This is a genomic window from Streptomyces canus (genome assembly GCF_041435015.1).
Lineage (GTDB): Bacteria > Actinomycetota > Actinomycetes > Streptomycetales > Streptomycetaceae > Streptomyces > Streptomyces canus_G.
This window is the reverse complement of the sequence record NZ_CP107989.1, coordinates 949,092-968,930: the sequence shown is the minus strand read 5'-3', so window position 1 is coordinate 968,930 and position 19,839 is coordinate 949,092. Positions and strand designations below refer to the sequence as shown.

The 19,839-nt window shown below is 70.5% G+C and carries 23 protein-coding genes; 15 read left to right on the top strand and 8 right to left on the bottom strand.

What is annotated here, in order from left to right; all coding sequences use genetic code 11:
- The first annotated feature begins 49 nt into the window (after positions 1-49).
- From OG841_RS04585 to OG841_RS04575, 3 genes are read left to right on the top strand one after another with little or no spacing between them, the layout of a single operon-like run.
- On the top strand, positions 50-961 hold the full coding sequence (locus OG841_RS04585; RefSeq protein ID WP_328642657.1) for a carbohydrate ABC transporter permease: 912 nt from the start codon (positions 50-52) through the stop codon (positions 959-961).
- Positions 958-1,860, top strand: coding sequence for a carbohydrate ABC transporter permease (locus OG841_RS04580; protein WP_328642658.1), 903 nt, complete (start codon positions 958-960; stop codon positions 1,858-1,860). Before OG841_RS04585 ends, OG841_RS04580 begins: the two co-directional genes overlap by 4 nt.
- 2 nt (positions 1,861-1,862) lie before the next feature.
- Complete coding sequence (locus OG841_RS04575) at positions 1,863-3,581, top strand: hypothetical protein (protein WP_371563602.1); 1,719 nt, start codon at positions 1,863-1,865, stop codon at positions 3,579-3,581.
- A gap of 274 nt (positions 3,582-3,855) precedes the next feature.
- Here OG841_RS04575 and OG841_RS04570 read toward each other — a convergent pair whose 3' ends face one another.
- The 5 genes from OG841_RS04570 to OG841_RS04550 all read right to left on the bottom strand — a co-directional run bounded on the left by OG841_RS04570 (position 3,856) and on the right by OG841_RS04550 (position 5,480).
- Positions 3,856-3,981: a hypothetical protein gene (locus OG841_RS04570; protein WP_328642660.1), complete on the bottom strand. Its 126-nt coding sequence runs from the start codon at positions 3,979-3,981 to the stop codon at positions 3,856-3,858.
- 72 nt (positions 3,982-4,053) lie between these two features.
- Positions 4,054-4,638: a hypothetical protein gene (locus OG841_RS04565; protein ID WP_328642661.1), complete on the bottom strand. Its 585-nt coding sequence runs from the start codon at positions 4,636-4,638 to the stop codon at positions 4,054-4,056.
- Positions 4,639-4,773: 135 nt separating this feature from the next.
- Positions 4,774-4,947: a CsbD family protein gene (locus OG841_RS04560; protein ID WP_328642662.1), complete on the bottom strand. Its 174-nt coding sequence runs from the start codon at positions 4,945-4,947 to the stop codon at positions 4,774-4,776.
- Positions 4,948-5,009: 62 nt separating this feature from the next.
- A complete protein-coding gene (locus tag OG841_RS04555; protein ID WP_266393651.1) occupies positions 5,010-5,159 on the bottom strand; it encodes a hydrophobic protein in 150 nt (49 codons plus the stop codon).
- A 117-nt stretch (positions 5,160-5,276) separates the two neighbouring features.
- Positions 5,277-5,480 carry a hypothetical protein gene (locus tag OG841_RS04550; protein ID WP_328642663.1) on the bottom strand — a complete coding sequence of 68 codons (204 nt, stop codon included), beginning with the start codon at positions 5,478-5,480 and terminating at the stop codon, positions 5,277-5,279.
- Between the two features lie 758 nt (positions 5,481-6,238).
- Here OG841_RS04550 and OG841_RS04545 point away from each other — a divergent pair.
- Positions 6,239-6,631: an ANTAR domain-containing protein gene (locus OG841_RS04545; protein WP_328642665.1), complete on the top strand. Its 393-nt coding sequence runs from the start codon at positions 6,239-6,241 to the stop codon at positions 6,629-6,631.
- A gap of 9 nt (positions 6,632-6,640) precedes the next feature.
- Positions 6,641-6,997, top strand: a complete 357-nt coding sequence (locus OG841_RS04540; protein WP_328642666.1) for a PRC-barrel domain-containing protein — start codon at positions 6,641-6,643, stop codon at positions 6,995-6,997.
- 292 nt (positions 6,998-7,289) lie between these two features.
- On the opposite strand, the gene OG841_RS04535 is transcribed toward OG841_RS04540, so the two are convergent.
- Positions 7,290-7,469 carry a hypothetical protein gene (locus tag OG841_RS04535; protein ID WP_328642667.1) on the bottom strand — a complete coding sequence of 60 codons (180 nt, stop codon included), beginning with the start codon at positions 7,467-7,469 and terminating at the stop codon, positions 7,290-7,292.
- Positions 7,470-7,913: 444 nt separating this feature from the next.
- Between OG841_RS04535 and OG841_RS04530 the strand changes: the two genes are divergently transcribed.
- From OG841_RS04530 to OG841_RS04515, 4 genes are all read left to right on the top strand, one after another.
- A complete protein-coding gene (locus tag OG841_RS04530) occupies positions 7,914-8,339 on the top strand; it encodes an STAS domain-containing protein (protein WP_328642668.1) in 426 nt (141 codons plus the stop codon).
- Between the two features lie 104 nt (positions 8,340-8,443).
- Entirely contained in the window at positions 8,444-9,007 is a 564-nt protein-coding gene (locus OG841_RS04525; RefSeq protein WP_371563594.1) for a hypothetical protein, read from the top strand.
- Positions 8,967-9,743 carry an ANTAR domain-containing protein gene (locus OG841_RS04520; protein WP_328642670.1) on the top strand — a complete coding sequence of 259 codons (777 nt, stop codon included), beginning with the start codon at positions 8,967-8,969 and terminating at the stop codon, positions 9,741-9,743. The genes OG841_RS04525 and OG841_RS04520 overlap by 41 nt, the downstream gene beginning before the upstream one ends.
- 79 nt (positions 9,744-9,822) lie before the next feature.
- Positions 9,823-10,539 (top strand): GAF and ANTAR domain-containing protein, encoded by a 717-nt coding sequence (locus OG841_RS04515; RefSeq protein WP_328642671.1) that lies wholly within the window; start codon positions 9,823-9,825, stop codon positions 10,537-10,539.
- A 103-nt stretch (positions 10,540-10,642) separates the two neighbouring features.
- On the opposite strand, the gene OG841_RS04510 is transcribed toward OG841_RS04515, so the two are convergent.
- Positions 10,643-11,305, bottom strand: coding sequence for a nucleoside/nucleotide kinase family protein (locus OG841_RS04510; RefSeq protein ID WP_328642672.1), 663 nt, complete (start codon positions 11,303-11,305; stop codon positions 10,643-10,645).
- A gap of 77 nt (positions 11,306-11,382) precedes the next feature.
- Between OG841_RS04510 and OG841_RS04505 the strand changes: the two genes are divergently transcribed.
- The 6 genes from OG841_RS04505 to OG841_RS04480 all read left to right on the top strand — a co-directional run bounded on the left by OG841_RS04505 (position 11,383) and on the right by OG841_RS04480 (position 18,817).
- Complete coding sequence (locus tag OG841_RS04505) at positions 11,383-11,814, top strand: YybH family protein (protein WP_371563589.1); 432 nt, start codon at positions 11,383-11,385, stop codon at positions 11,812-11,814.
- Between the two features lie 43 nt (positions 11,815-11,857).
- The gene (locus OG841_RS04500) at positions 11,858-12,595 is read left to right on the top strand and encodes a beta-phosphoglucomutase family hydrolase (protein ID WP_328642674.1); all 738 of its coding nucleotides are present in this window, start codon (positions 11,858-11,860) and stop codon (positions 12,593-12,595) included.
- A complete protein-coding gene (locus OG841_RS04495; protein WP_371563585.1) occupies positions 12,592-14,946 on the top strand; it encodes a glycoside hydrolase family 65 protein in 2,355 nt (784 codons plus the stop codon). The genes OG841_RS04500 and OG841_RS04495 overlap by 4 nt, the downstream gene beginning before the upstream one ends.
- 132 nt (positions 14,947-15,078) lie before the next feature.
- Entirely contained in the window at positions 15,079-16,566 is a 1,488-nt protein-coding gene (locus OG841_RS04490; protein ID WP_371563582.1) for a hypothetical protein, read from the top strand.
- Positions 16,567-16,677: 111 nt separating this feature from the next.
- Positions 16,678-17,532, top strand: a complete 855-nt coding sequence (gene prcB / locus OG841_RS04485; RefSeq protein WP_371563578.1) for a proteasome subunit beta — start codon at positions 16,678-16,680, stop codon at positions 17,530-17,532.
- A gap of 127 nt (positions 17,533-17,659) precedes the next feature.
- On the top strand, positions 17,660-18,817 hold the full coding sequence (locus OG841_RS04480; protein WP_371563575.1) for a HoxN/HupN/NixA family nickel/cobalt transporter: 1,158 nt from the start codon (positions 17,660-17,662) through the stop codon (positions 18,815-18,817).
- Positions 18,818-18,870: 53 nt separating this feature from the next.
- Here OG841_RS04480 and OG841_RS04475 read toward each other — a convergent pair whose 3' ends face one another.
- Positions 18,871-19,830, bottom strand: coding sequence for a hypothetical protein (locus OG841_RS04475; RefSeq protein ID WP_328642679.1), 960 nt, complete (start codon positions 19,828-19,830; stop codon positions 18,871-18,873).
- Positions 19,831-19,839: the final 9 nt, after the last annotated feature.

The window sequence follows — 19,839 nt, the reverse complement described above, 5'->3', positions numbered from 1 at the left end:
CATGGCCTGAACCCACCGCAATCCCTTCCACCAGCACGGAGTCAGGAAGATGACAAAACGCGCCTCGGACGTGTCCACGAGCCCGCCCAGGAGACGCAGTAAGTACACCCTTGCGCCGCTCGTCCTCATCGCGGCCAACGTCGTGCTCTTCTCGCTGTTCTTCGTCTGGCCTGCGGTGATCGGGCTCATCTACTCCTTCACGAACTACACGGGCGTGGGGGTGTTCCAGTGGGTCGGGCTGGACAACTACCACAACCTGTTCGGGGACTCCACGTTCTACGACGCGCTGACCCGGACCCTGCTGTACACCGTCCTCTTCGTCCCGCTGAACTTCCTGGTCTCACTGCTCGCCGCCAACCTGGTGGTGAACAAGCACGCCAAGGGCGGGTCGGTCGCCCGCGTCCTCTTCTTCATCCCGTGGCTGCTGTCGCCCATCGTGGTGGGTGTCCTGTGGCGGTGGATGTTCGGCGAGAACTTCGGACTGGTCAACTACATCATCGAGAAGTTCGGCGGAGACGCCGTTCCGTGGCAGTCGAACGCGGACCTCTCGTTGCTCGTGGTGGTGATGGCGGCGGCCTGGGCCTGGACGGGATTCACGATGCTGCTGTTCATCGCGGCGATCAAGAACGTGCCCACCTCGTACTACGAGGCGGCCTCGCTCGACGGCGCGGGCCCCTGGCGCCAGTTCATCAGCATCACCCTGCCGAGCATCGCGCCCACCTCGTTCATCGTCATCCTGCTCAACACGATCAACTCGATGAAGGAGTACCCGGTGTTCGTCGCCCTCAACAACGGCGGACCCGGCACGTCGAACAACCTGCTCGTCCAGTACATCTACGAGACCGGCTTCAAACGGGGCCAGATCGGCTACGCGAGCGCCGCGTCGTTCGTGCTCATGCTCATCCTGATGGCCGTCGCGGTCGTCCAGCTGATGGTCAACCGGCGGGTGGAGAACCGATGACAACCACAGACATCCCGCGCCCGGCCGACGTCGACTCCGGACGGCGAGTCTCCAAAAAGCGGTCCCGCAAGACGGCCACCGGTGGGCTCCGGCAGGCGGTGTCCGCGACGACACTGCTGTGGCTCATGGCGTGCCTGTACGGGTTTCCGGTGCTGTGGTTCGTCCTCAGCTCCCTCAAGCCGGCCAGCGACCTGTTCTCCTATCCTCTGACGCTGGTCCCGCACAACCCCACCCTGTCGGGATTCAGGGCAGCGTGGGACAGCGCCAACTTCTCCCAGTACTTCATCAACACGGCCCTCGTGTGCGTGATCACGACGATCCTCACGGTGGGTGTCAGCTGCTGCACCGGGTATGCGCTGGCCAAGTACGACAACAGATGGCTCAAGGCGTTCTTCCTCTGCATCCTGGCCACCACGATGCTGCCGGGCGAGGTCATGCTCGCTCCGGAGTTCCTGGTGGTCCGCAACCTCGGCCTCTACAACTCGTTCGCCGGCATCATCCTCCCGGCCGTGCTCACGGCGACCGGATGCTTCATGTTCCGCCAGTTCTTCCTGACGGTTCCCGACGAACTGGTCGAAGCCGCACGCATCGACGGCGCCCGCGAGCTGTCGATCTTCCTGCGGATCATGGTGCCGCTCTCCCGGCCCATCATGCTGACCCTCGCCATCCTGTCCTTCCAGTGGCGCTGGAACGACTACATCTGGCCGCTGCTGATGCTCAACGACCCCAACAAGTTCACCGTGCAGATCGGCATCCAGAGCATCGTCGGCGCGCAGAACATCAACTGGTCGGTACTGCTCGGAGCCTCGGTCATCTCCATGATCCCGCTGATCGCCATCTTCCTGGTCTTCCAGCGCTACGTCATGAGCGCCGACATCAACGCCGGACTGAAGGACTGACCTTGCCCACCCCGCTCGACCACGAGTTCGTCCGCGCGGTCGCCCGCGCCGCCGACCGGTCGGCCGTCCCGCTGGCGGCCGCCCCCGACGAGGAGCCCGCCGGTGTGCCGCACCGTGGTCTGGCGCGGCGGGTGAAGACCCTGGTCGCGGCATACCGTTCCCCGGACTCGGCACTGCACGGCAGCGGGCAGGCCGTCGCCGCCGCGATGACCCACCTGCGCGCCCTGCGGGCCACGCAGACCACCACCGGCCTCTTCGCCGGCGGCGACAACGTGCAGTCACCGCCGGACTCCGCCTTCACCGTCAACGACGTGTGCGACGCGCACGTCCTCGCGGCCGGCGCGGGGCCGGAGCTGAGCGAGGTCACGGCCGCGCTCGCCGAGATCGCCGGCGCCGCCCGCGGCAGTCTTCTGACCGGTGGGGTGCACACCCCGAACCACCGCTGGGAGCTGTGCGCGGCGCTGGCCCGGTTGCACCGGTCGTTCCCCGACGACCGGCTGCTCGGCCGCATCGAGGAGTGGCTCGCCGAGGGTGTCGACATCGACGCCGAGGGCCTGTACTCGGAGCGGAGCGCCAACTACGCGGCCCATGTGTCCAACCCGTCGCTGTTGCTGCTGGCCGAAGTGCTCGGCCGTGCCGACCTGCTGTACGCCGTCGAACGCAATCTCGCCACGACCCTGGACCTGATCGGGCCGGACGGCACGGTGGAGACCGTCCACTCGCGACGCCAGGACCAGAACCACCCGTTCCCGCTGGCGCCCTACCTGCCGCACTACCGGCTGCTCGCGATCCGCACCGGCCGGGGCGACTTCGCCCGGGTGGCGCGGCTGGCGGCCGCCGGCGGTATCGACGACCCCGACCTGCTGGCCGAGACCCTCCTCACCCCGGACCTGTGCCGCGCCCTGCCGGCCCCGACCGCGGAGACCCTTCCGCGCGACCGGTACCTCACCACCGCGCGCCTCGCCGCACGCGCCTCGGCCACCGCGCACACGGTGGTGTACGGCGGCTCCGACGTGCCCGAGCACCGGCGCATCCGCTCGGGCCTCGCCTGCAATCCGACCTTCCTGCGGCTGTTCGCCGGCGGCGCCGTCCTCGACGCGGTCCGGCTCTCGCGGGGGTTCTTCGACCTGGGCCCGTTCCGCGCGGCCGACATGGAACAGCTCGCCGACAACCGCTACCGGCTCACCGAAACCCTCACGGCCGCCTACTACCAACCGCTCCCGCCGGACCGGAGGCGGGACGACGGCGTCTACCGGCTGGTGGACGACGGACGCTTCTCGGCCTCGATGGCCTTCCCGGACCGGCCTCGGGACGAGGTCTCGCACACGACCCGCGTCGAGGTGGACCTGCGGGAGGACGGTGCCGACCTGCGGATCGACATCAGCGGACCACGGGTGCCCTGGGCCCTCGAACTGACCTTCCGGCCGGGCGGCGTGACCGAGGGCGCCGTACCGATCGGCGACGGACGCTGGTGCCTGACGACCGGACCGATGACCTACCGCGTCGGCGACGACGAGATCCGCGTCGAGGCCGGTGTCGAGGCGGGCGAACCCCTCGCCGGGCCGGACCGGAGCGAGGTACTGCGGTACGACCCGGGTCAGGACTACACCGTGGTGGGCGGCACCGACGCGACGACCGGGAACCGTGTCTACCTCGGGGGACAGGGCCCGCAAACCCTTAACCTCGCCCTGCACGCCCGCCGGCCCGCACTCGACGTGTGACCCCGACGAACCACGCCATGGCCACCCCAGAGGCGTACGACACCGTCCTCGACGATGTCGTCGAGCAGGCCTCGCCCGGCTGACGCCCGAGGGCAACCTCGAACATCCCGACTGTCCTGACGGCATCGGCGACACCTGATCGATGTCCGCCTGGCGGGCCACCAGCTCCTCGGAGCGCGTCAGCACCACAGCCGCCGGCAGCGCTTCCCGGGTGGGGAAGTGCCGGTACAGGATGCCGGGCTGGATCGCCAAGTACGGCCTGACCGACGCCACTTCACAGCCGGCACGGGTCGGTCAGGCCGGTCACCGGGACACCGGAACGCCGGGAGATCAGTCCGGCGAGCTCACGTACGTCGCTGTACGTGGTGTTGAACCTCCACACAGCTTCGTGGCCGGTCACCCGCGACGTGAACGCCACCTTGATTCGGCGTCGTGGGACATCCCGTGCTGCTTCCCTTCGCGTGACGCCGGGTCATTGGCCACGCCGCTTTGCCTCGGCCGTCGGGGCGGATGGCCGGGGCGGGCTGACCGGTTGTTCGGTGACCAGTTCTTCGAAGAGGCTTCGGGCGTCGGCCATCACCTCCCGCATGTCCTCGGTACCGCTCGGTTCGTGGGCCGCCGTGTGCATGCTGCGGTAGCCCTGGACGTAGCGGGCGTGGTGGACGGAGAGGGCGGCGATCTGGTCCTCGAACCGCTCGCCGTCGGGGAAGCCGCGGTCCCTTGCCAGGCGGGCCAGCAGTGCGTCCGCTTCGATGACGCCCTGCTGCGGTGATGCGACGAACTGCTCCTGGACGGCGGCCCATCGCGTCATGTAGCGCTCGCGGGCCGCGGGCGTCAGCGGCTGCTGTGTGAGGAGGCCGTGCTCCTTCACACGCTTGCCGAGTTCCTGTTCGGCGGCCCTGGTGTCGCCGTCGTGGTCGGCGACTGCGCGGGCGTACTCGGGGCCGAATCGGCGCTTCAGCCCCTGCCCGCCACCGCTCCGGGTTCGTCCACGTCCGGGGTAGAGGAGGACGGCCAGGCCGATGAAGGCCGCGGCGATGATCACGGTGATGATCATGATGGGCCTTTCCGGCTCTCGGTTCGCACGCTGGTCTGCTTCATTGCCGTCGATTCCTGTCGGCTGATCGGGCGTTCGGGCATGCCATGCCGGGTGGTGTCCGCCCGGCGTGGGCGTCACCCGGGGCGTTGGTGGTCAGGGCTTGAAGGCGTCCTTGGCCTTGTCGCCGGACTGCTTCAGGTTTCCGGAGACCCGGTCGGTCCTGCCTTCGCGCCGCAGTCGCCTGGTGCGGGTGGTCCGGCCGATGCGTTCGGTGACCCTTCCCTTGAACGCCTGTGTCTTGTGCTTGATGGTCTGTCCGACACTCATGGCCGGCCTCCTGCTTGTCTGGTGAGTGTGTTCCTGCGGGCAGCGTCGAACTCCGGAACGGACTACCGGCGGCGGCCACGGCCGCGCCCACGCATCGCGAAGGCGGCGATCCAGACGACCAGGAGGACAGCGGCGACCCACCACAGGATCTGCATCGTGAAGCCGAACCCGAAGGCCACCAGGATCAGCAGAAGGAGAAGAATCCAGATCATCGCCGGGCCTCCAGATCGCGGGGATTTCCTTGATTCCGCGGGGTCCGGGCGAAGCGGGGAGGAGGAATGCCTCGCCCCGATCTTCCGGAGCGGCATGGCCCTTCGCCGTGCCGCCAGTCAACGCCTGGCAACCTCCCCTGTCAACGTGGTGTCGACACGGGCGAGTTCCGGGAGCTGCGCCGGGGTGAGTGGAGCCTCGGCGGGGGATTCGGCCGGCTCGGTCGGCGGCGACGGCAGGATGTGGTCTTCCCACCATGAAAGAGCCATCACCACAACAAGCAGGATGAAGGGAGTCGAAGCAGGAACGATCAGCGCGTACATGTGTACCGCCTGGTATGGGATGCATTGCGACGCGGCGGGCGGCAGGTCGTTGCCCGCTTGAGGCGCATCGGGGCTTCGCCGGGATCTCGTGACGAGGCGCGTGCGGGCACGGCCTCGCTCGTGACGCGGCGGGTCCGGCACCGATGCGCGGGGTGCGCCCTCTGGGGAGCGCGTTGGCGGTGCGACGCTGCCAGGGGCCGGGGCGGCACGTCGCACGCTAGCCCTCCCGGCAGTTTCCCGACAGGTGTCAAGTAGCCATCCGTGCCGGGCAGGACGCACTTACGTCGCGCCGTATCCGCAGCCGCCGGGCAGGACTAAGCTGTGCGGTGAGGCCCCAGTCCCCGGTATCGATGCCGTGTCCCGCTCCCGGGGAGGCCCACCGTGTTCGTCCTGCTTCTCATCCTCTTCGCCGTTCTGTTCGGCTTCGGCTTCCTCCATCCCGTCTGGTGGGTGGCCGCGGCGGTGCTGGCCTACGGTGCCACCCGACACGGCCGCGGTCATGGCGGAGGCCTGAGCCGTGGCAACGGTTCCGATCTTGGGGACTATCGAGGGCCCCGGGACTACCAGGACTACCGGGAGCGCAGGGATCGTCAGAGCCGCTGGGACCGCCGCTACACCCGCCAGAATCGGGCGCGCCGGCGGCGCGAGGACCGTCGGGAACATAACGCCACGGGTGACCCGTGCCCTGGGCAGACAGCCACGACCCGGGGCTGCTCCATTCCAGACCGAGAGGCCGAACGCGAGAAGAGGTACAGGCCATGCAACGCACAACCGTGCTCCAAGAGGACTGGTGGAACCTGCGGGCCGAGGCCACGTGGGGGAACGCATCGGCGGGGCAGGACCTCGTCGCACTGCGCGCCGAGAACGATCAGCTGCGGCGGGCGCCGGCCGGCCGTGCGGTCATCGACCAGGCTCGCGGCATGGTGATGGTCCTGACCCCCTGCAGCCGCGGAGCTGCCAGGAACCTGCTGGTCGACATCTCGCGGCAGTGCGACACCAAACTTCCGGAGGTGGCCGCGTCCCTGGTCGCCGCCTGGGAGGGCAAGTCGCTCCCGGAGCAGATGCAGCGGGCGCTACGTCGTACGGTGCGGCGATTTCATGTGGAAGGCCAGGGGCGCGACTCACGACAACCAGGCAAGTCGTCCAGGTAGGGAGAGGTCATGATTCACGCAGCTGACGTCCGAGAGTGGCGCAACCTCGATGTCGTCGACGCCGAGTCGCACAAGATCGGCGTCCTGGAGGCGATCTATGTGGACACCACCACCGACGAGCCTGCCATGGCCACGGTGCGGACCGGACTGCCCACCCGGCACCGTCTGGTCTTCGTCCCCATCGACAACGCGATCGCCGGGCCGGGCTATCTCAGGGTCGGCTATGTCAGAACGCTGGTGAAGCAGGCCCCTTCGATCGGCACCGACGACGTGTTGCCCGCCGAGCAGGAGGAAGCGGTGTTCAAGCACTACGGACTGCCCTACCAGTCCGGCGCGGCAGGCGAACGGCAACTGGCGCGCCGCTGACCTCCCTCGGACGCAAGGGCTGGTCGCCGGGTCTCGGGCTGGTTCTCCCCGGCGTCTCATTCTTCGCCTCAGCCGGTCGGCGCCGCCTGCGACGCGGCCACCCAAGCCTGTTCGGACTCCGCCGGCAGGGCTGGTCGTTGGACATGTCCAGACGCAACGGCGGAAGTCCCGCGGAGACGGTCATCTCCATCATCGTGGACATCGCTCCACTCGGACAACTGGCGCACCGCGGTCAACTACGGCCTGCCCGCTGCCGTCCACCTGCTGATCGGTCACTCGGTGGCCGGCCGGGTCAACCGGACCTGACCGCTTCGCCGACGCGCGGCCACGCGCAGGGCATCGAGACGCGACGGCCGCCCGTGGACCCCCGTTCCTGGTGCCGGGGGCGTGCGGTGTGCGGTGTCGTGGCCAGGTCGGTGCGGGGTTCTCCCGGGCCGGGTTCGGACAGGGTCGAACCGTTCGGTTCCGTCATGCGAAGCCACCTCCTCGGGTCGTGCACGGACTGACGTGCCCGGCGGCCGTCGGCCGCCGCGTTTCGCATCTCTTGCCCAGTAGCGCGCCACGCGTCCGACATGCCCGAGTACGGCGTCACAACCGGCCCCTGGTCCGGGCGCCGGGAACAGGCGGGTTACCGGGCCCCGCCGGACGGCGCCGAGGACTATGCTGCCGTACAGACGTCCCAGACCCTGGCGGCTTGTCGTTGCTCGACACAGATGGCGCTGGGAGCGGGCTCGTGGTCCGTCACCCGGCGCATCCCTGGAGGGAACCGGGTGGTCTTCTGGCCTGCTGTGCGGGCTTTCGGACCGGCCTCGCTCTGTCTCCGCCGAACGTACGCCCCTGCCGGGAGCGCGCCCAGGTGGCCGGAACCCCGGCGCCGCCGGAGCCGCTGCCGGGTGGTCTTCTGAACCGAGGCGTCATGCCCCTGCCGCAACTCACCGTCTACCGCCATGACCGAAGGACACGGACGCTGATCACCCTGGTCGGGGAGATCGACCTGGAATCGGCTCCCCTGCTGCGCGCGTCCCTGGAGTGGTGCCTGCGCGACGGCATCCGCACCATCGACGTCGACCTCGCCCTCGTCACCTTCTGCGACTGCACCGGACTCAACACGTTCCTCCACGCTGCGCAGCAGACCACAGCCGCGGGCGGGACCCTGCGACTGCACCACCCGCCGCCGATGCTCACGCGTATCGTCCGCCTCACCGACTGCGGGTTCCTGCTCCTCGGTTCTCGGTTCGCCCTCCCGCCACCTTCTGCCGGCGACACCCCGGCCAGGCCCCTTCCAGCCCCATCGCACCGGTCTGTCCCCCCTGCACCTGTCCTCTCCGGTGATGTCCGATGACGGCCGGGCCCAGGCGGGGACAGCCTTGGAAGTCCGGGGACGGCGAGCCCTGTGCCGAGGCTCCGGTGCGGTTGCGTCAGCTGGACCGTCGGCTGGTGGAGGGCATGCGTGAGGATCTGGCGGATCTGTACGCGGACTCCCGGGTAACGGCGCCGGGTGACGCGTACCGCCGTCCCGGCCGCCAGGACTTCCTGAACCGTGTCACCGCGGACATGGGCCGCCCGGGATTCGCCATGGTGATCGCCGAGTCGGACATCCTGATGGGATGCGCCTTCGGATTCCCGGTGCGCGGCGACGGCTCGTGGTGGCTCGGCCTCGACGGAGTGATGCCGCGCAGTGTCGGGCAACTCACGGTGTCCGGCAGGGCCTTCGCGTTCGGTGACATCCTGATCCGCCCGCACCCGCAGGAGCGGCGTCTCGCCCGTCGCGTGCAGGAGCGGCTGCTGATCGACCACCAGGCCTCGCTCGGCGCCCCGTTGGTGGTCGGGGCCGATCACGCTGCTCTCGCCGCGCTCCACTCCTGGGGGTGGCTGGACGTCGGAGAGCTTCGCAGGCCCCTGGGCGCCGCCACGTTCCGCGCGCTGGTGTTTCCCGCCGGGGAACGTACCGCGGCGAGACTGGAGGACCTTGTCACGATACCGGGAGGCGGTGGCCCGGGTGGGCCCTGAGAACCGGTCGGAGCGGATTCGGACGCTGGTGGCGGAGCAGGCGGCACGACGCCGTGCCCGAGTCGGTGTGGTGGATGTGTGCACCGCGGCCGTGGCCGCGCTGCCGGTCGGCGGGGCCGGGGTGTCGGCGATGTCCAGGACCGCGCCGAGCCATCCGCTGTGCAGCACCGACAGCGTCAGCGAGCAACTGGAAGAGCTCCAGCTCACTCTGGGCGAGGGGCCGTGCGTGGACGCCTTCCTGCACGGCTCGGCCGTGCTGGCACCCGATCTGCTCACCCGTGACCTGCAGGACCGCTGGATGGCGTTCGCCGAGGCGGCCCTGGAAGCCGGGGCACGCGCGGTGTTCGCGCTCCCTCTGCAGATGGGGGCGATCAGCCCGGGAGTCCTGGACCTGTACGCCCGCGTTCCGGTCCGGTTGAACGCGGAGGAACTGGCGGACGCGCTGGCGTTCGCCGATCTCGCGACGCTGGTGCTGCTCGATGCGCGCGTCGACGAGACGGGCGGGCCGCGTGATGGCCCCGTCGAGGACCTGGGTGCGTACCGGGCGGAGATCGACCAGGCCAGCGGGATGATCACGGTCCAGCTCGGCGTCGGCATCGAAGAAGCCTTCGTCCGGCTCCGCTCCCACGCCTACGCGCAGGGACGCCGACTGGGCGACGTGGCCGCGGACGTGGTGGCCCGTCGGCTTCGTTTCCCACCGGACGCGGAGCCGGACCAGACCGGGGAGGACCCCTGACGCATTGGTGCCGATCGAGGAACGCGCTGTACTTCCCGCCCCTTCGGGCCGGGACTAGTCTCAATCGAGGGTGCCCACGATGGATCAACAGCTCCTGTCCAAGACCTTCGTCGAGCTGGCCGACAACCTGGTCGCCGACTTCGACCTCATCGACTTCTTACGCCTGCTGACCGACCGCTGCGTCGGCATGCTCGACGCGAGCGCCGCCGGGGTGCTGCTCGCCGACCGGGACGGCAAACTCCGCGTCATGGCCGCCTCCGACGAACAGGTGCGTGTGCTGGAGCTCTTCCAGCTCCAGAACGACGAGGGCCCCTGCCTCACGTGTTTCCGCACCGGCGCACCGGTGATCGTCCCTGACCTGACCCGGGAGATCGACCGCTGGCCGCGCTTCGTCACGGCGGCCCACCGCAGCGGATTCGGCGCCGTCCAGGCCCTGCCCATGCGCCTGCGGGACGAGACCGTGGGCGCCTTGAACCTCTTCCGCGCCGCGCCCGGCCCCTTCGACCCGCCCGCGACCCTCGTCGCCCAGGCTCTGGCCGACGTCGCCACCATCAGCCTGCTGCAACAACGCACCGCCCAGCGCAGCACCGTGCTGAACGAACAATTGCAGGCCGCCCTGAACAGCCGGGTGCTGATCGAGCAGGCCAAGGGGAAGCTCGCCGAACGCCAGGGCATCGACATGGAGCGGGCGTTCACCGCGCTGCGCGGCTATGCCCGCTCACACAACCGTCGCCTGGCCGACGTGGCCCGCGCCTTCATCGACGACTCCGAACCCCTCTCCGGTCTAGGAGCCTGACCCGCTCCCCGGTGGGGCCCGTTACTGCTCCGCGGCGTCCTCGATCAGACGGCGGTGCAGCTCCGTGGTCATGAGGTGGATCGCTCGCGTCAGCTCGAAAGCCTTACGCCCGGGTGTCGACGCGCGGCAGTGTCGCCATCGGCACCACCAGGTCGGCCCGGTCCCGGGTCGCCGCCACCAGCTCCGCGTTGCGCTGGTCCGAGCGCAGCACCCACGCCGACGCCTCCTCGTGGGTCTTGCCGAACTCCTCGTGCCGGGCGACCAGTCGGCGCACCCGCTCGCCCTCGTCGAGCGCGCAGAACCACACCTCGTCCAGAGCGGGCCGGACCCGCGTCCACGCGCCGGTGCCCAGCAGCAGGTAGTTCCCCTCGGTCACGATCAGACGGGCCGTCGGCGGCACCGGGATCGCCCCGGCGATCGGCTGCTCCAGCACCCGCTCGAAACCCGGCGCGTACACCACGTCGGCGTCCACCTCCTCGCGGAGCCGCCGCAGCAGAGCCGCGTACCCGCCCGCGTCGAAGGTCTCGGGCGCGCCCTTGCGGTCACGCAGACCGAGCCGGTCCAGCTCCACGTCGGCGAGGTGGAAGCCGTCCATGGGGACGTGCGCCACCCAGGGCTCCCCGGAGCCGTTCAGCGCCCGCACCAGATGCTCGGCGAGGGTCGTCTTGCCCGAGCCGGGGGGACCGGCGATACCGAGGACGGCGCGCCCCTCGGGTCCGGCGAGGGAACGGGCGCGGGTCAGGAGGTCGTCAAAGGTCAGCGGCACACGCCGAGTGTGTCATTCGTCGACCACAGGTCGGCCAGGCACCCTGGAGGACGGAAGGGGAGAAAGGAGCCCCAGCCGTGCCCCAGGACTTCGACGCCTCCGACGCCTCCGACGCCTCGGACGACGAGGCGCAGATCCGCGCCCTCATCACGGGATGGGCCGCGGCCGTCCACCGCGGCGACCTGGCCGGCGTGATCGCCGACCACGCCCAGGACCTCGTGATGTTCGACGTGCCGCCGCCCCACCACGGCATCCGGGGCCTCGCCGCCTACCGAGCGGCCTGGCCGCCCTTCTTCGCGTGGCAGGCCCAGGGTGCCTGCTTCGACATCGAGTCCCTCGACATCACCGCCGGCTCCGACGTCGCCTACGCCCACGCCCTGGTGCGCTGCGCCACCCCGGAGGAACTCGCCGAACACCCCGGTTTCCGGCTCAGACTCACCTTCGGTCTGCGCAAGGAGCGCGGCCGCTGGCTGGTGGCCCACGAGCACCACTCCTTCCCGCACGACTGAATCCGCCTGTTGGCACAGGGCTTTGCAGGGAACCGTGTCCTGTATGACGGAGCTCGGTCTGCCAGAAGAGATCAAGGCCTGCCTGTTCGACCTCGACGGGGTCGTCACCAGGACGGCCGTCGTGCACGCGGCCGCCTGGAAGGAGATGTTCGACGCGTTCCTGCGGGAACGCGACGGCGAGGACTTCCGGCCCTTCGACGACCACGACTACGACGAGTACGTCGACGGTCTGCCGCGGGCCGACGGCGTGCGTACCTTCCTCGCCTCCCGCGGCATCGAACTGCCGGACGGGAATCCGGACGATCCGCCGGGCGCGGAGACGGTCCACGGCCTCGGCAACCGCAAGAACGCCCTCGTCCTGGAGAAGATCCGCACCGACGGAGTCGAGGCCTACGACGACACCCTGGCCTACATCCGGGCGGCCCGTGCACAAGGTCTGCGCACCGCGATCGTCTCCTCCAGCGCCAACTGCCGCGACGTGCTGCGCGCGATCGACGCCGAGGACCTCTTCGACGTACGCGTCGACGGCGTGGTCGCGGCCGAGCGGCACCTGCCCGGCAAGCCGCACCCCGACACCTTCCTCGCCGCCGCCCACGACCTGGGCCTGGACGCACCCCGGTCCGCCGTCTTCGAGGACGCCCTCGCCGGCATGGACGCGGGCCGCGCGGGCGGCTTCGGATACGTCGTCGGCCTCGACCGCGTCGGACAGGCCGACGCCCTCTACGAGCACGGCGCCGACGTGGTCGTGAAGGGCCTCGCCGAACTGGGAGGCCCCGCGTGATCACCCACCGCGCCTACACCGTCGAGCCCTGGGCCGTCCGCGAGACCTCCCTCAACCTCGACGTCCTGGCCCAGAGCGAGTCCGTGTTCGCCCTGTCCAACGGCCATGTCGGCTGGCGCGGCAACCTCGACGAGGGCGAACCGCACGGCCTGCCCGGCTCCTACCTCAACGGCGTCCACGAACTGCACCCGCTGCCGTACGCCGAGGCCGGCTACGGCTATCCGGAGTCCGGCCAGACCGTCATCGACGTCACCAACGGCAAGATCGTGCGGCTCCTCGTCGACGACGAGCCCTTCGACCTGCGCTACGGCCGTCTCGTCGGCCACGAACGCACCCTGGACCTGCGCCGGGGCGTCCTCGAGCGGTCCTGCGAGTGGATCTCACCGGCGGGATCGCGGATACGGGTGCGCTCGACCCGGCTCGTCTCGCTCACCCAGCGGGCGATCGCCGCCGTGGCCTACGAGGTGGAGCCCGTCGACAGCCGCACTCGCGTGGTCATCCAGTCCGAACTCGTCAGCAACGAGAGCCTGCCCGGGGCGAACGGCGACCCGCGCGCCGCCAAGGCCCTGAAGTCGCCGCTGGAGCACGAGGAGGGCTTCGCCGACGGCACCCGTCTGCGGCTGGTGCACCGCACCCGGCACAGCGGACTGAGGGTCGCCGTGGCCGCCGACCACGTCGTCGAAGGACCCGAGCGCACCACCACCAGCAGCGAGGAGACGGTGGACCTGGCCCGGCTGACCGTCACCTCCGTCCTGGAGCCGGGACAGCGGCTGCGGCTGGAGAAGCTGGTCGCCCACGGCTGGTCCGGGGCCCGCTCCCGGCCCGCGATGAGCGACCAGGTCGACGCGGCCCTGGCGGCCGCGGCCCACAGCGGCTGGGAGGGACTCCTGGACGAACAGCGCGGCTACCTCGACGACTTCTGGGCCCGCGCCGACGTCGAGGTCGACGGCGACGAGGAGATCCAGCAGGCCGTCCGCTTCGCCCTCTTCCACGTACTCCAGGCAGGCGCCCGCGCGGAGCAACGGGCCATTCCCGCCAAGGGACTGACCGGGTCCGGCTACGACGGGCACGCCTTCTGGGACACCGAGACCTTCGTCCTGCCCCTGCTCACCTACACCGAGCCCGGCGCCGTCGCCGAGGCCCTGCGCTGGCGCCGGCACACCCTGCCCGCCGCCCGCGACCGCGCCGCCCAACTCGGCCTGAACGGCGCCGCGTTCCCCTGGCGGACCATCGAGGGCTCGGAGGGATCGGCCTACTGGCCCGCCGGTACCGCCGCCTTCCACGTCAACGCCGCCGTCGCGGACGCCGTGGTGCGCTACACCGAGGCCACCGGGGACACGGACTTCGAACGCGACACCGGCGTCGAACTCCTCGTGGAGACGGCCCGGCTGTGGCGCTCGCTCGGCCACCACGACCACCACGGCGTCTTCCACATCGACGGCGTCACGGGCCCCGACGAGTACAGCGCGATCGCCGACGACAACACGTACACCAACCTCATGGCCCGCGCGAACCTCCTCGCGGCCGCCGCCGCCTGCGCCCGCCATCCGGAACAGGCCGCCGCACTCGGCGTGGACGACGAGGAGAGCGCCGCCTGGCGGGACGCGGCCGAGGCCGTGCACATCCCCTACAACGACGAACTGGGCGTGCACGAACAGCACGCGGGCTTCACCCGGTACCAGCCGTGGGACTTCGACAGCACCCGCGCCGACCAGTACCCGCTGATGCTGCACTTCCCCTACTTCGACATCTACCGCAAACAGGTCGTCAAGCAGGCGGACCTGGTGCTGGCGATGTACCTGTGCAGCGGCTGGTTCGAGGAGTTCCACGACGAGGAGCAGATCGCCCGCAACTTCGCCTACTACGAGCCCCTGACCGTACGGGACTCCTCCCTGTCGGCCTGCGTCCAGGCGGTCGTCGCCGCCCGCGCCGGACACCTGTCCCTGGCGTACGCCTACACGGCCGAGGCAGCGCTGATGGATCTCGCCGACCTGGAGAACAACACCCGCGACGGACTCCACATCGCCTCCCTCGCCGGCACCTGGACGGCCCTCGTCGCCGGATTCGGCGGTCTGCGCCGTGACGGCGACTCCCTCCGCTTCGCGCCCCGGCTGCCCGAACGGTTCAGCCGCCTCGCCTTCAACCTCCAGCTCCTCGGGCGCTGTCTGCGGGTGGAGATCGGCCCGGACAAGGCGACGTACACGCTGATGTCGGGTGCTCCTTTGACGATCCGCCACCACGGCGACGCCGTGACCGTCAACGGCGACGGGCCGGTCGTCCGCCCCGTCCCACCACCGCAGGACCGCCCGGCCCCCGGCCAGCCGACGCATCGCAGCCCCCACCCCCGCTGACCCCGAGAGCGTGATCCGGCCAGGCACCGCTTGGCCGAACTCCACCCTGCACCCGCCGCTGCCGCGGGTTACTTTGTCCATGTTTTGTGTAATGGATCAGTCCCCGCGGCACACGGGGGTGAGGGGTGGACGATGGCTCACGGCGACAGCGCCCAGCTGGTCGGCGAACGAAGACGTACGTCATCGCTCGCTTTCGGCGCGTCCCGGCGGGAGAGGGGCAGCCGGCTGATCGCCGCGGTGGCCGCCGCCTTCACCCTGGCCCAACTCGTCCTCGTCCGCCCCGGCATGGGTCTCGGCTGGGACGAGACGGTCTACGTCAGCCAGGTCGGCGTCCAGGCCCCGGCCGCCTTCTTCAGCGCCCCGCGCGCCCGCGGCGTGTCCCTGCTGGTGGCGCCGGTCGCGAGCTGGTCGACCTCGACGGAACTCCTGCGCGTCTATCTCGCGGTGCTGTCCGGCCTCGGCCTCTACCTGGCCCTGCGCACCTGGCGCGGCCTCTTCCCGGCCCGCGTCCTCGCCGTCGGCGGCACCCTGTTCGCCTCCCTGTGGATCACCCTGTTCTACGGCCCCCAGGCCATGCCCAACTACTGGGTCGCCGTCGGCGGGCTGGGCGCGGTCGGCTGCTTCCTGCGGGCCCGTCAGAGCCCGAGGGCGCTGTGGGGTGTCGTGGCGGGCGCTGCGCTCATGGCGTGGATGCGGCCCACCGACGCCGTGTGGGTCACCCTCCCGCTGCTTGTCGCCGCAGCCGTCGGCCGCCGTCCGCGGTCCGCCCTCGCCCTCGTGGCCGGACTGGTGGCGGGCGGTGCGCAGTGGGTGATCGAGGCGTACGTCAGTTACGGCGGCCTGGCCGAGCGTCTGCATGAGGGCTCCCGCATCCAGGGCGGCCTCGGCCCGCAGTTCGCCGTCGACGACCAGTTACGCAGCCTGGGCGGCCGGGCCTTGTGCCGCCCGTGCACCGGGCCGCTGCCGGACCCCGCCGTGATGGCCTGGTGGGCCGTGCTCCCGCTGCTGGCCGCCGTCGGGCTCGCGGTCGCGGTCCGGGCGGGGCGCACGCGCGGTTCCCTCGTCCCGCTGGTCTGTGCCGCGACGGCCGCCGTGCCCTACCTCTTCCTGATCGGATACGCGGCTCCCCGCTTCCTGCTGCCCGCCTACGCCCTGCTCGCGATCCCGGTCGCCGACGCGCTGTTCCACCTGGCGACCACCCCGGCGGGCCGGTGGCGTCCGGTCGTAACGGTGCTGCTCGGGATCGGACTGGCGGGGCATCTGGCGGTGCAGTACGCCGTGCTGGAGCGCGCGGTGCACCGGACGACGCGCGATCACCGCGACTGGGCTCGTACCGCGGCCGAGCTGAACCGCCTCGGGGTGCGCCCGCCCTGTCTGCTCACCGGCCACCTGTCGGTCCCCGTCGCGTACTACGCCGGGTGCACCTCGGCGGCGGCGTTCGGCCACAACGCCAACAGCACCGAGTCCGGGATCGTCGGCGCGTCCCGCCGAATGCCGGTCGCCGTCCTCACCCGCCACGGCGGTTCGCCACCCGCCTACGCCCGCGACTGGCACACCCGGCCTGCCGCCGGGATGGACATCCACGTCGCGCCGAACGTGAGCGAGCACGGGCCGTCATGACGTCCGAGCGGATCGGCGTCGCCCCCGGGCGCGGTGGGCGCGACCGGCGTTTCCGGCCCCCCGTGCCTCTGGTAGGACTTCGGGTGTCGGCCCGACGCGAGGGGGAGTGCCATGACATGGAACGAGCACGGCGGACGGTTGGGAGAGGAGTTCTTCACCCCGGGCTCCTCGTCCTTCACCGAGTTCCTGTTGGCCCACCGCCCCGAACGGCTCAGCACCCGCCGCGTCCTGCCCGACGGTGTGCGGGCCGCACCGGACCAAGTGCCGCACGGCACCACCGTGCTGGCCCTCTCCTACCGCGACGGAGTCCTCATCGCCGGTGACCGCAGGGCCACCATGGGCAACCTCATCGCCCAGCGCGACCTGGAGAAGGTGCACCCCGCCGACGACCACACGGCGGTCGCCTTCGCCGGTACCGTCGGACTCGCCCTCGACATGGTCAAGCTGTACCAGGTCGAACTGACGCACTTCGAGAAGATCGAGGGTGTCGCCATGACCCTCGACGGCAAGGCACGGCGGTTGGCCGGGATGATCCGGCAGAACCTCGGCCAGGCCATGCAGGGTCTCGCCGTGGTCCCCCTCCTCATCGGCTACGACCCCTCCGCGCCCGAGGGCGAACGCGGCCGCATCTTCAGCTTCGACATCGCCGGCGGACTCTACGAGAAGACCGGCTTCCACGCCGAGGGCTCCGGATCGCCGTATGCCAGAGGCGCCCTGAAGAAACTGTTCCGCAAGGGACTCGACCGCCGCGAGGCCGCCCTCGCCGCGCTCCAGGCGCTGTGGGACGCGGCCGACGACGACTCCGCGACCGGCGGCCCCGACATCAACCGCCGGATCTTCCCCATCGTGTCCGTCATCACCGAGGACGGCTTCGAGCGCCTGTCCGAGCCGGAGACCGAAGCCCTCAGCCGCGAGATGGTCGAGCAGCGCCGCGACCGGCCGGACGGGCCGAACGCGACGCCCTGACAGGGCACTTTCCCCAGTCGTGGGGAAGACCTGTCGCGGGCTTTACTGCACATGACTTGCAGGTGCCGGAGGATGGCACAAGGCTGCTGATCGCGGCCGTACCCACTGAAGAAGGATCCTCCGCCCGATGACGGCCGCCCCTGACTCCGCTCCGCCCCTCCTCCCCGCCGCCGGGCCCGCGAGGGGCTCGGTATGGCACCGCGTCCGTGGCTCCATGACGCGGCAGGAGTGGGTCAGGGCGGGCGGCATGGCCGGGGTCGTGGTGGCACTGCACGTGATCGGCTGGTTCACCCTCGTCGCGATCGTCGCCCCGCACCACTACGGCGTCGGCGAGAAGTCCTTCGGTATCGGCATCGGCGTGACCGCCTACACGCTCGGGATGCGGCACGCCTTCGACGCCGACCACATCGCGGCGATCGACAACACCACCCGCAAGCTGATGGGAGACGGGCAGCGGCCGCTGTCGGTCGGCTTCTGGTTCTCGCTCGGCCACTCCAGCGTCGTCTTCGTCCTGGCGCTGCTGCTCTCGCTCGGTGTGAAGGCCCTCGCCGGACCCGTGCGCGACGACGACTCCCGCCTCCACGACATGACCGCGCTGATCGGTACGACCGTCTCGGGCGTGTTCCTCTATCTGATCGCGGCGGTCAACCTGGTCGTCCTGGTGGGCATCTGGAAGGTGTTCCGGCGGATGCGCTCCGGACGCTACGACGAGGTCGCGCTGGAGGAGCAGCTGAACAACCGCGGCTTCATGAACCGCCTGCTCGGCCGTGTCATGAAGTCGATCACCAAGCCCTGGCAGATGTACCCCCTGGGCCTCCTGTTCGGCCTGGGCTTCGACACGGCGACGGAGATCGCCCTGCTGGTCCTGGCCGGGTCGGGCGCGGCCTCCGGACTGCCCTGGTACGCGATCCTCACCCTGCCGGTCCTCTTCGCCGCCGGCATGTCCCTCCTCGACACGATCGACGGCTCCTTCATGAACTTCGCCTACGGCTGGGCATTTTCGAAGCCGGTCCGCAAGGTCTACTACAACCTCACGGTCACCGGCCTGTCCGTCGCGGTGGCCCTCCTCATCGGCACGGTCGAGCTCCTGGGCCTGCTCGCCGGGAAACTCGGCCTGCACGGCCCTTTCTGGGACTGGATCAGCGGCCTCGACCTCAACCTCCTGGGCTTCGTCATCGTGGGGTTGTTCTTCGCCACGTGGGTCGTCGCGCTGGTGGTGTGGAAGGTCGGCCGGATCGAGGAGAAGTGGACGGCGGGGTTGGCGGGGGAGCGGGCCGGCGGCTGACCCGGCCGGCGGTGCGGGCCTCGTCGGTCCGCGCCACCCGCACCGGGACACGCTCAGGCCCGCACCCTGAACTCCTTGCGCCACTTCGTGAACTCGCGCTCCGGGTCCCCGGTGTACGACCACGGCGTACGGGTGCCCCGGCGGTCCAGCATCTCGAGAAGTGGGACGGCGATCTCATGGAGCCCGGCGTGGCTGGCCGCGTGGGTCAGATAGTTGAGGTCGCGCAGCTCACCCGGGGCCACCGTGTGGTCGGTGCGGCCCATGATCCAGCGCTGCCAGGTGCGCCGTACGTCGCTGACGGCCCCGTCGTTCTTCCAGTGCTGCCCCAGCCCCACGGACGTCCGCCTGTCCTCGGTCGCGTCCGCCGCGGCCCGGTACTCCTCGACCCGCGCGTACTGCACGAGCACGGGCAGCGCGCATCCCGGTGGCGCCACCCCGGCCGCGTCGCGGGCGAAGTCGTACATCAGGCCGTGCGAGCCGTGCCAGCGGGACGAGTAGTAGTGCAGCACCTGGAGGTGGCCCTCGACGCTGTACGGGTCACGCCCGTGCAACTCGTCCCACCAGCGGCCCAGTTCCTGCCGCCGCACCCCGGCCGGGTACAGCCGCGCCACCGAGATCAGGGAGATCCACGGCGTCGGGTCGTCCACGAAAGCCTCGGCAGCCTGCAGACAGGCCATCACCGCGGCGTCGATGCGGCGCTGGTCGATCGGCACACCCCGGCCCGCGGCGATGGCCAGGTTGAACGCCCTGGCCGTCTCCGTGGCCGCCCGCAGCACCAGCGCGTCACCGTTGTGCGGCTCGGCCGCCAGCCAGGACTCCACCGTCGAACTGCCCGCGCAGGCCTGGGCGAGCGTCCGCACCCGGTGCCCCCGCGAGAGCCACTCGGGCCCGGTCGCGCGCAACAGCTCCCGCAGGCCCTGCCAGCGACCGATGACGATGTCCTGGCGGGCTGTGGTGAGCGGGACATCCCCGCAGTCGGGGTCGAACTCGGGGGCGAAACGGTCTCTCGCCATCGCACAACC

What these genes read in the sequence shown, in the direction of transcription:
- OG841_RS04480 (WP_371563575.1), top strand. Translation starts at nt 17,660, where the DNA reads ATGACGGCCGCCCCTGACTCCGCTCCGCCCCTCCTCCCCGCCGCCGGG.
- prcB (WP_371563578.1), top strand. Translation starts at nt 16,678, where the DNA reads ATGACATGGAACGAGCACGGCGGACGGTTGGGAGAGGAGTTCTTCACC.
- OG841_RS04540 (WP_328642666.1), top strand. Translation starts at nt 6,641, where the DNA reads ATGATTCACGCAGCTGACGTCCGAGAGTGGCGCAACCTCGATGTCGTC.
- OG841_RS04560 (WP_328642662.1), bottom strand. Translation starts at nt 4,947, where the DNA reads ATGAGTGTCGGACAGACCATCAAGCACAAGACACAGGCGTTCAAGGGA.
- OG841_RS04515 (WP_328642671.1), top strand. Translation starts at nt 9,823, where the DNA reads ATGGATCAACAGCTCCTGTCCAAGACCTTCGTCGAGCTGGCCGACAAC.
- OG841_RS04565 (WP_328642661.1), bottom strand. Translation starts at nt 4,638, where the DNA reads ATGATCATCACCGTGATCATCGCCGCGGCCTTCATCGGCCTGGCCGTC.
- OG841_RS04585 (WP_328642657.1), top strand. Translation starts at nt 50, where the DNA reads ATGACAAAACGCGCCTCGGACGTGTCCACGAGCCCGCCCAGGAGACGC.
- OG841_RS04525 (WP_371563594.1), top strand. Translation starts at nt 8,444, where the DNA reads ATGCGTGAGGATCTGGCGGATCTGTACGCGGACTCCCGGGTAACGGCG.
- OG841_RS04530 (WP_328642668.1), top strand. Translation starts at nt 7,914, where the DNA reads ATGCCCCTGCCGCAACTCACCGTCTACCGCCATGACCGAAGGACACGG.
- OG841_RS04490 (WP_371563582.1), top strand. Translation starts at nt 15,079, where the DNA reads ATGGCTCACGGCGACAGCGCCCAGCTGGTCGGCGAACGAAGACGTACG.
- OG841_RS04500 (WP_328642674.1), top strand. Translation starts at nt 11,858, where the DNA reads ATGACGGAGCTCGGTCTGCCAGAAGAGATCAAGGCCTGCCTGTTCGAC.
- OG841_RS04535 (WP_328642667.1), bottom strand. Translation starts at nt 7,469, where the DNA reads ATGACGGAACCGAACGGTTCGACCCTGTCCGAACCCGGCCCGGGAGAA.
- OG841_RS04555 (WP_266393651.1), bottom strand. Translation starts at nt 5,159, where the DNA reads ATGATCTGGATTCTTCTCCTTCTGCTGATCCTGGTGGCCTTCGGGTTC.
- OG841_RS04475 (WP_328642679.1), bottom strand. Translation starts at nt 19,830, where the DNA reads ATGGCGAGAGACCGTTTCGCCCCCGAGTTCGACCCCGACTGCGGGGAT.
- OG841_RS04550 (WP_328642663.1), bottom strand. Translation starts at nt 5,480, where the DNA reads ATGTACGCGCTGATCGTTCCTGCTTCGACTCCCTTCATCCTGCTTGTT.
- OG841_RS04580 (WP_328642658.1), top strand. Translation starts at nt 958, where the DNA reads ATGACAACCACAGACATCCCGCGCCCGGCCGACGTCGACTCCGGACGG.
- OG841_RS04545 (WP_328642665.1), top strand. Translation starts at nt 6,239, where the DNA reads ATGCAACGCACAACCGTGCTCCAAGAGGACTGGTGGAACCTGCGGGCC.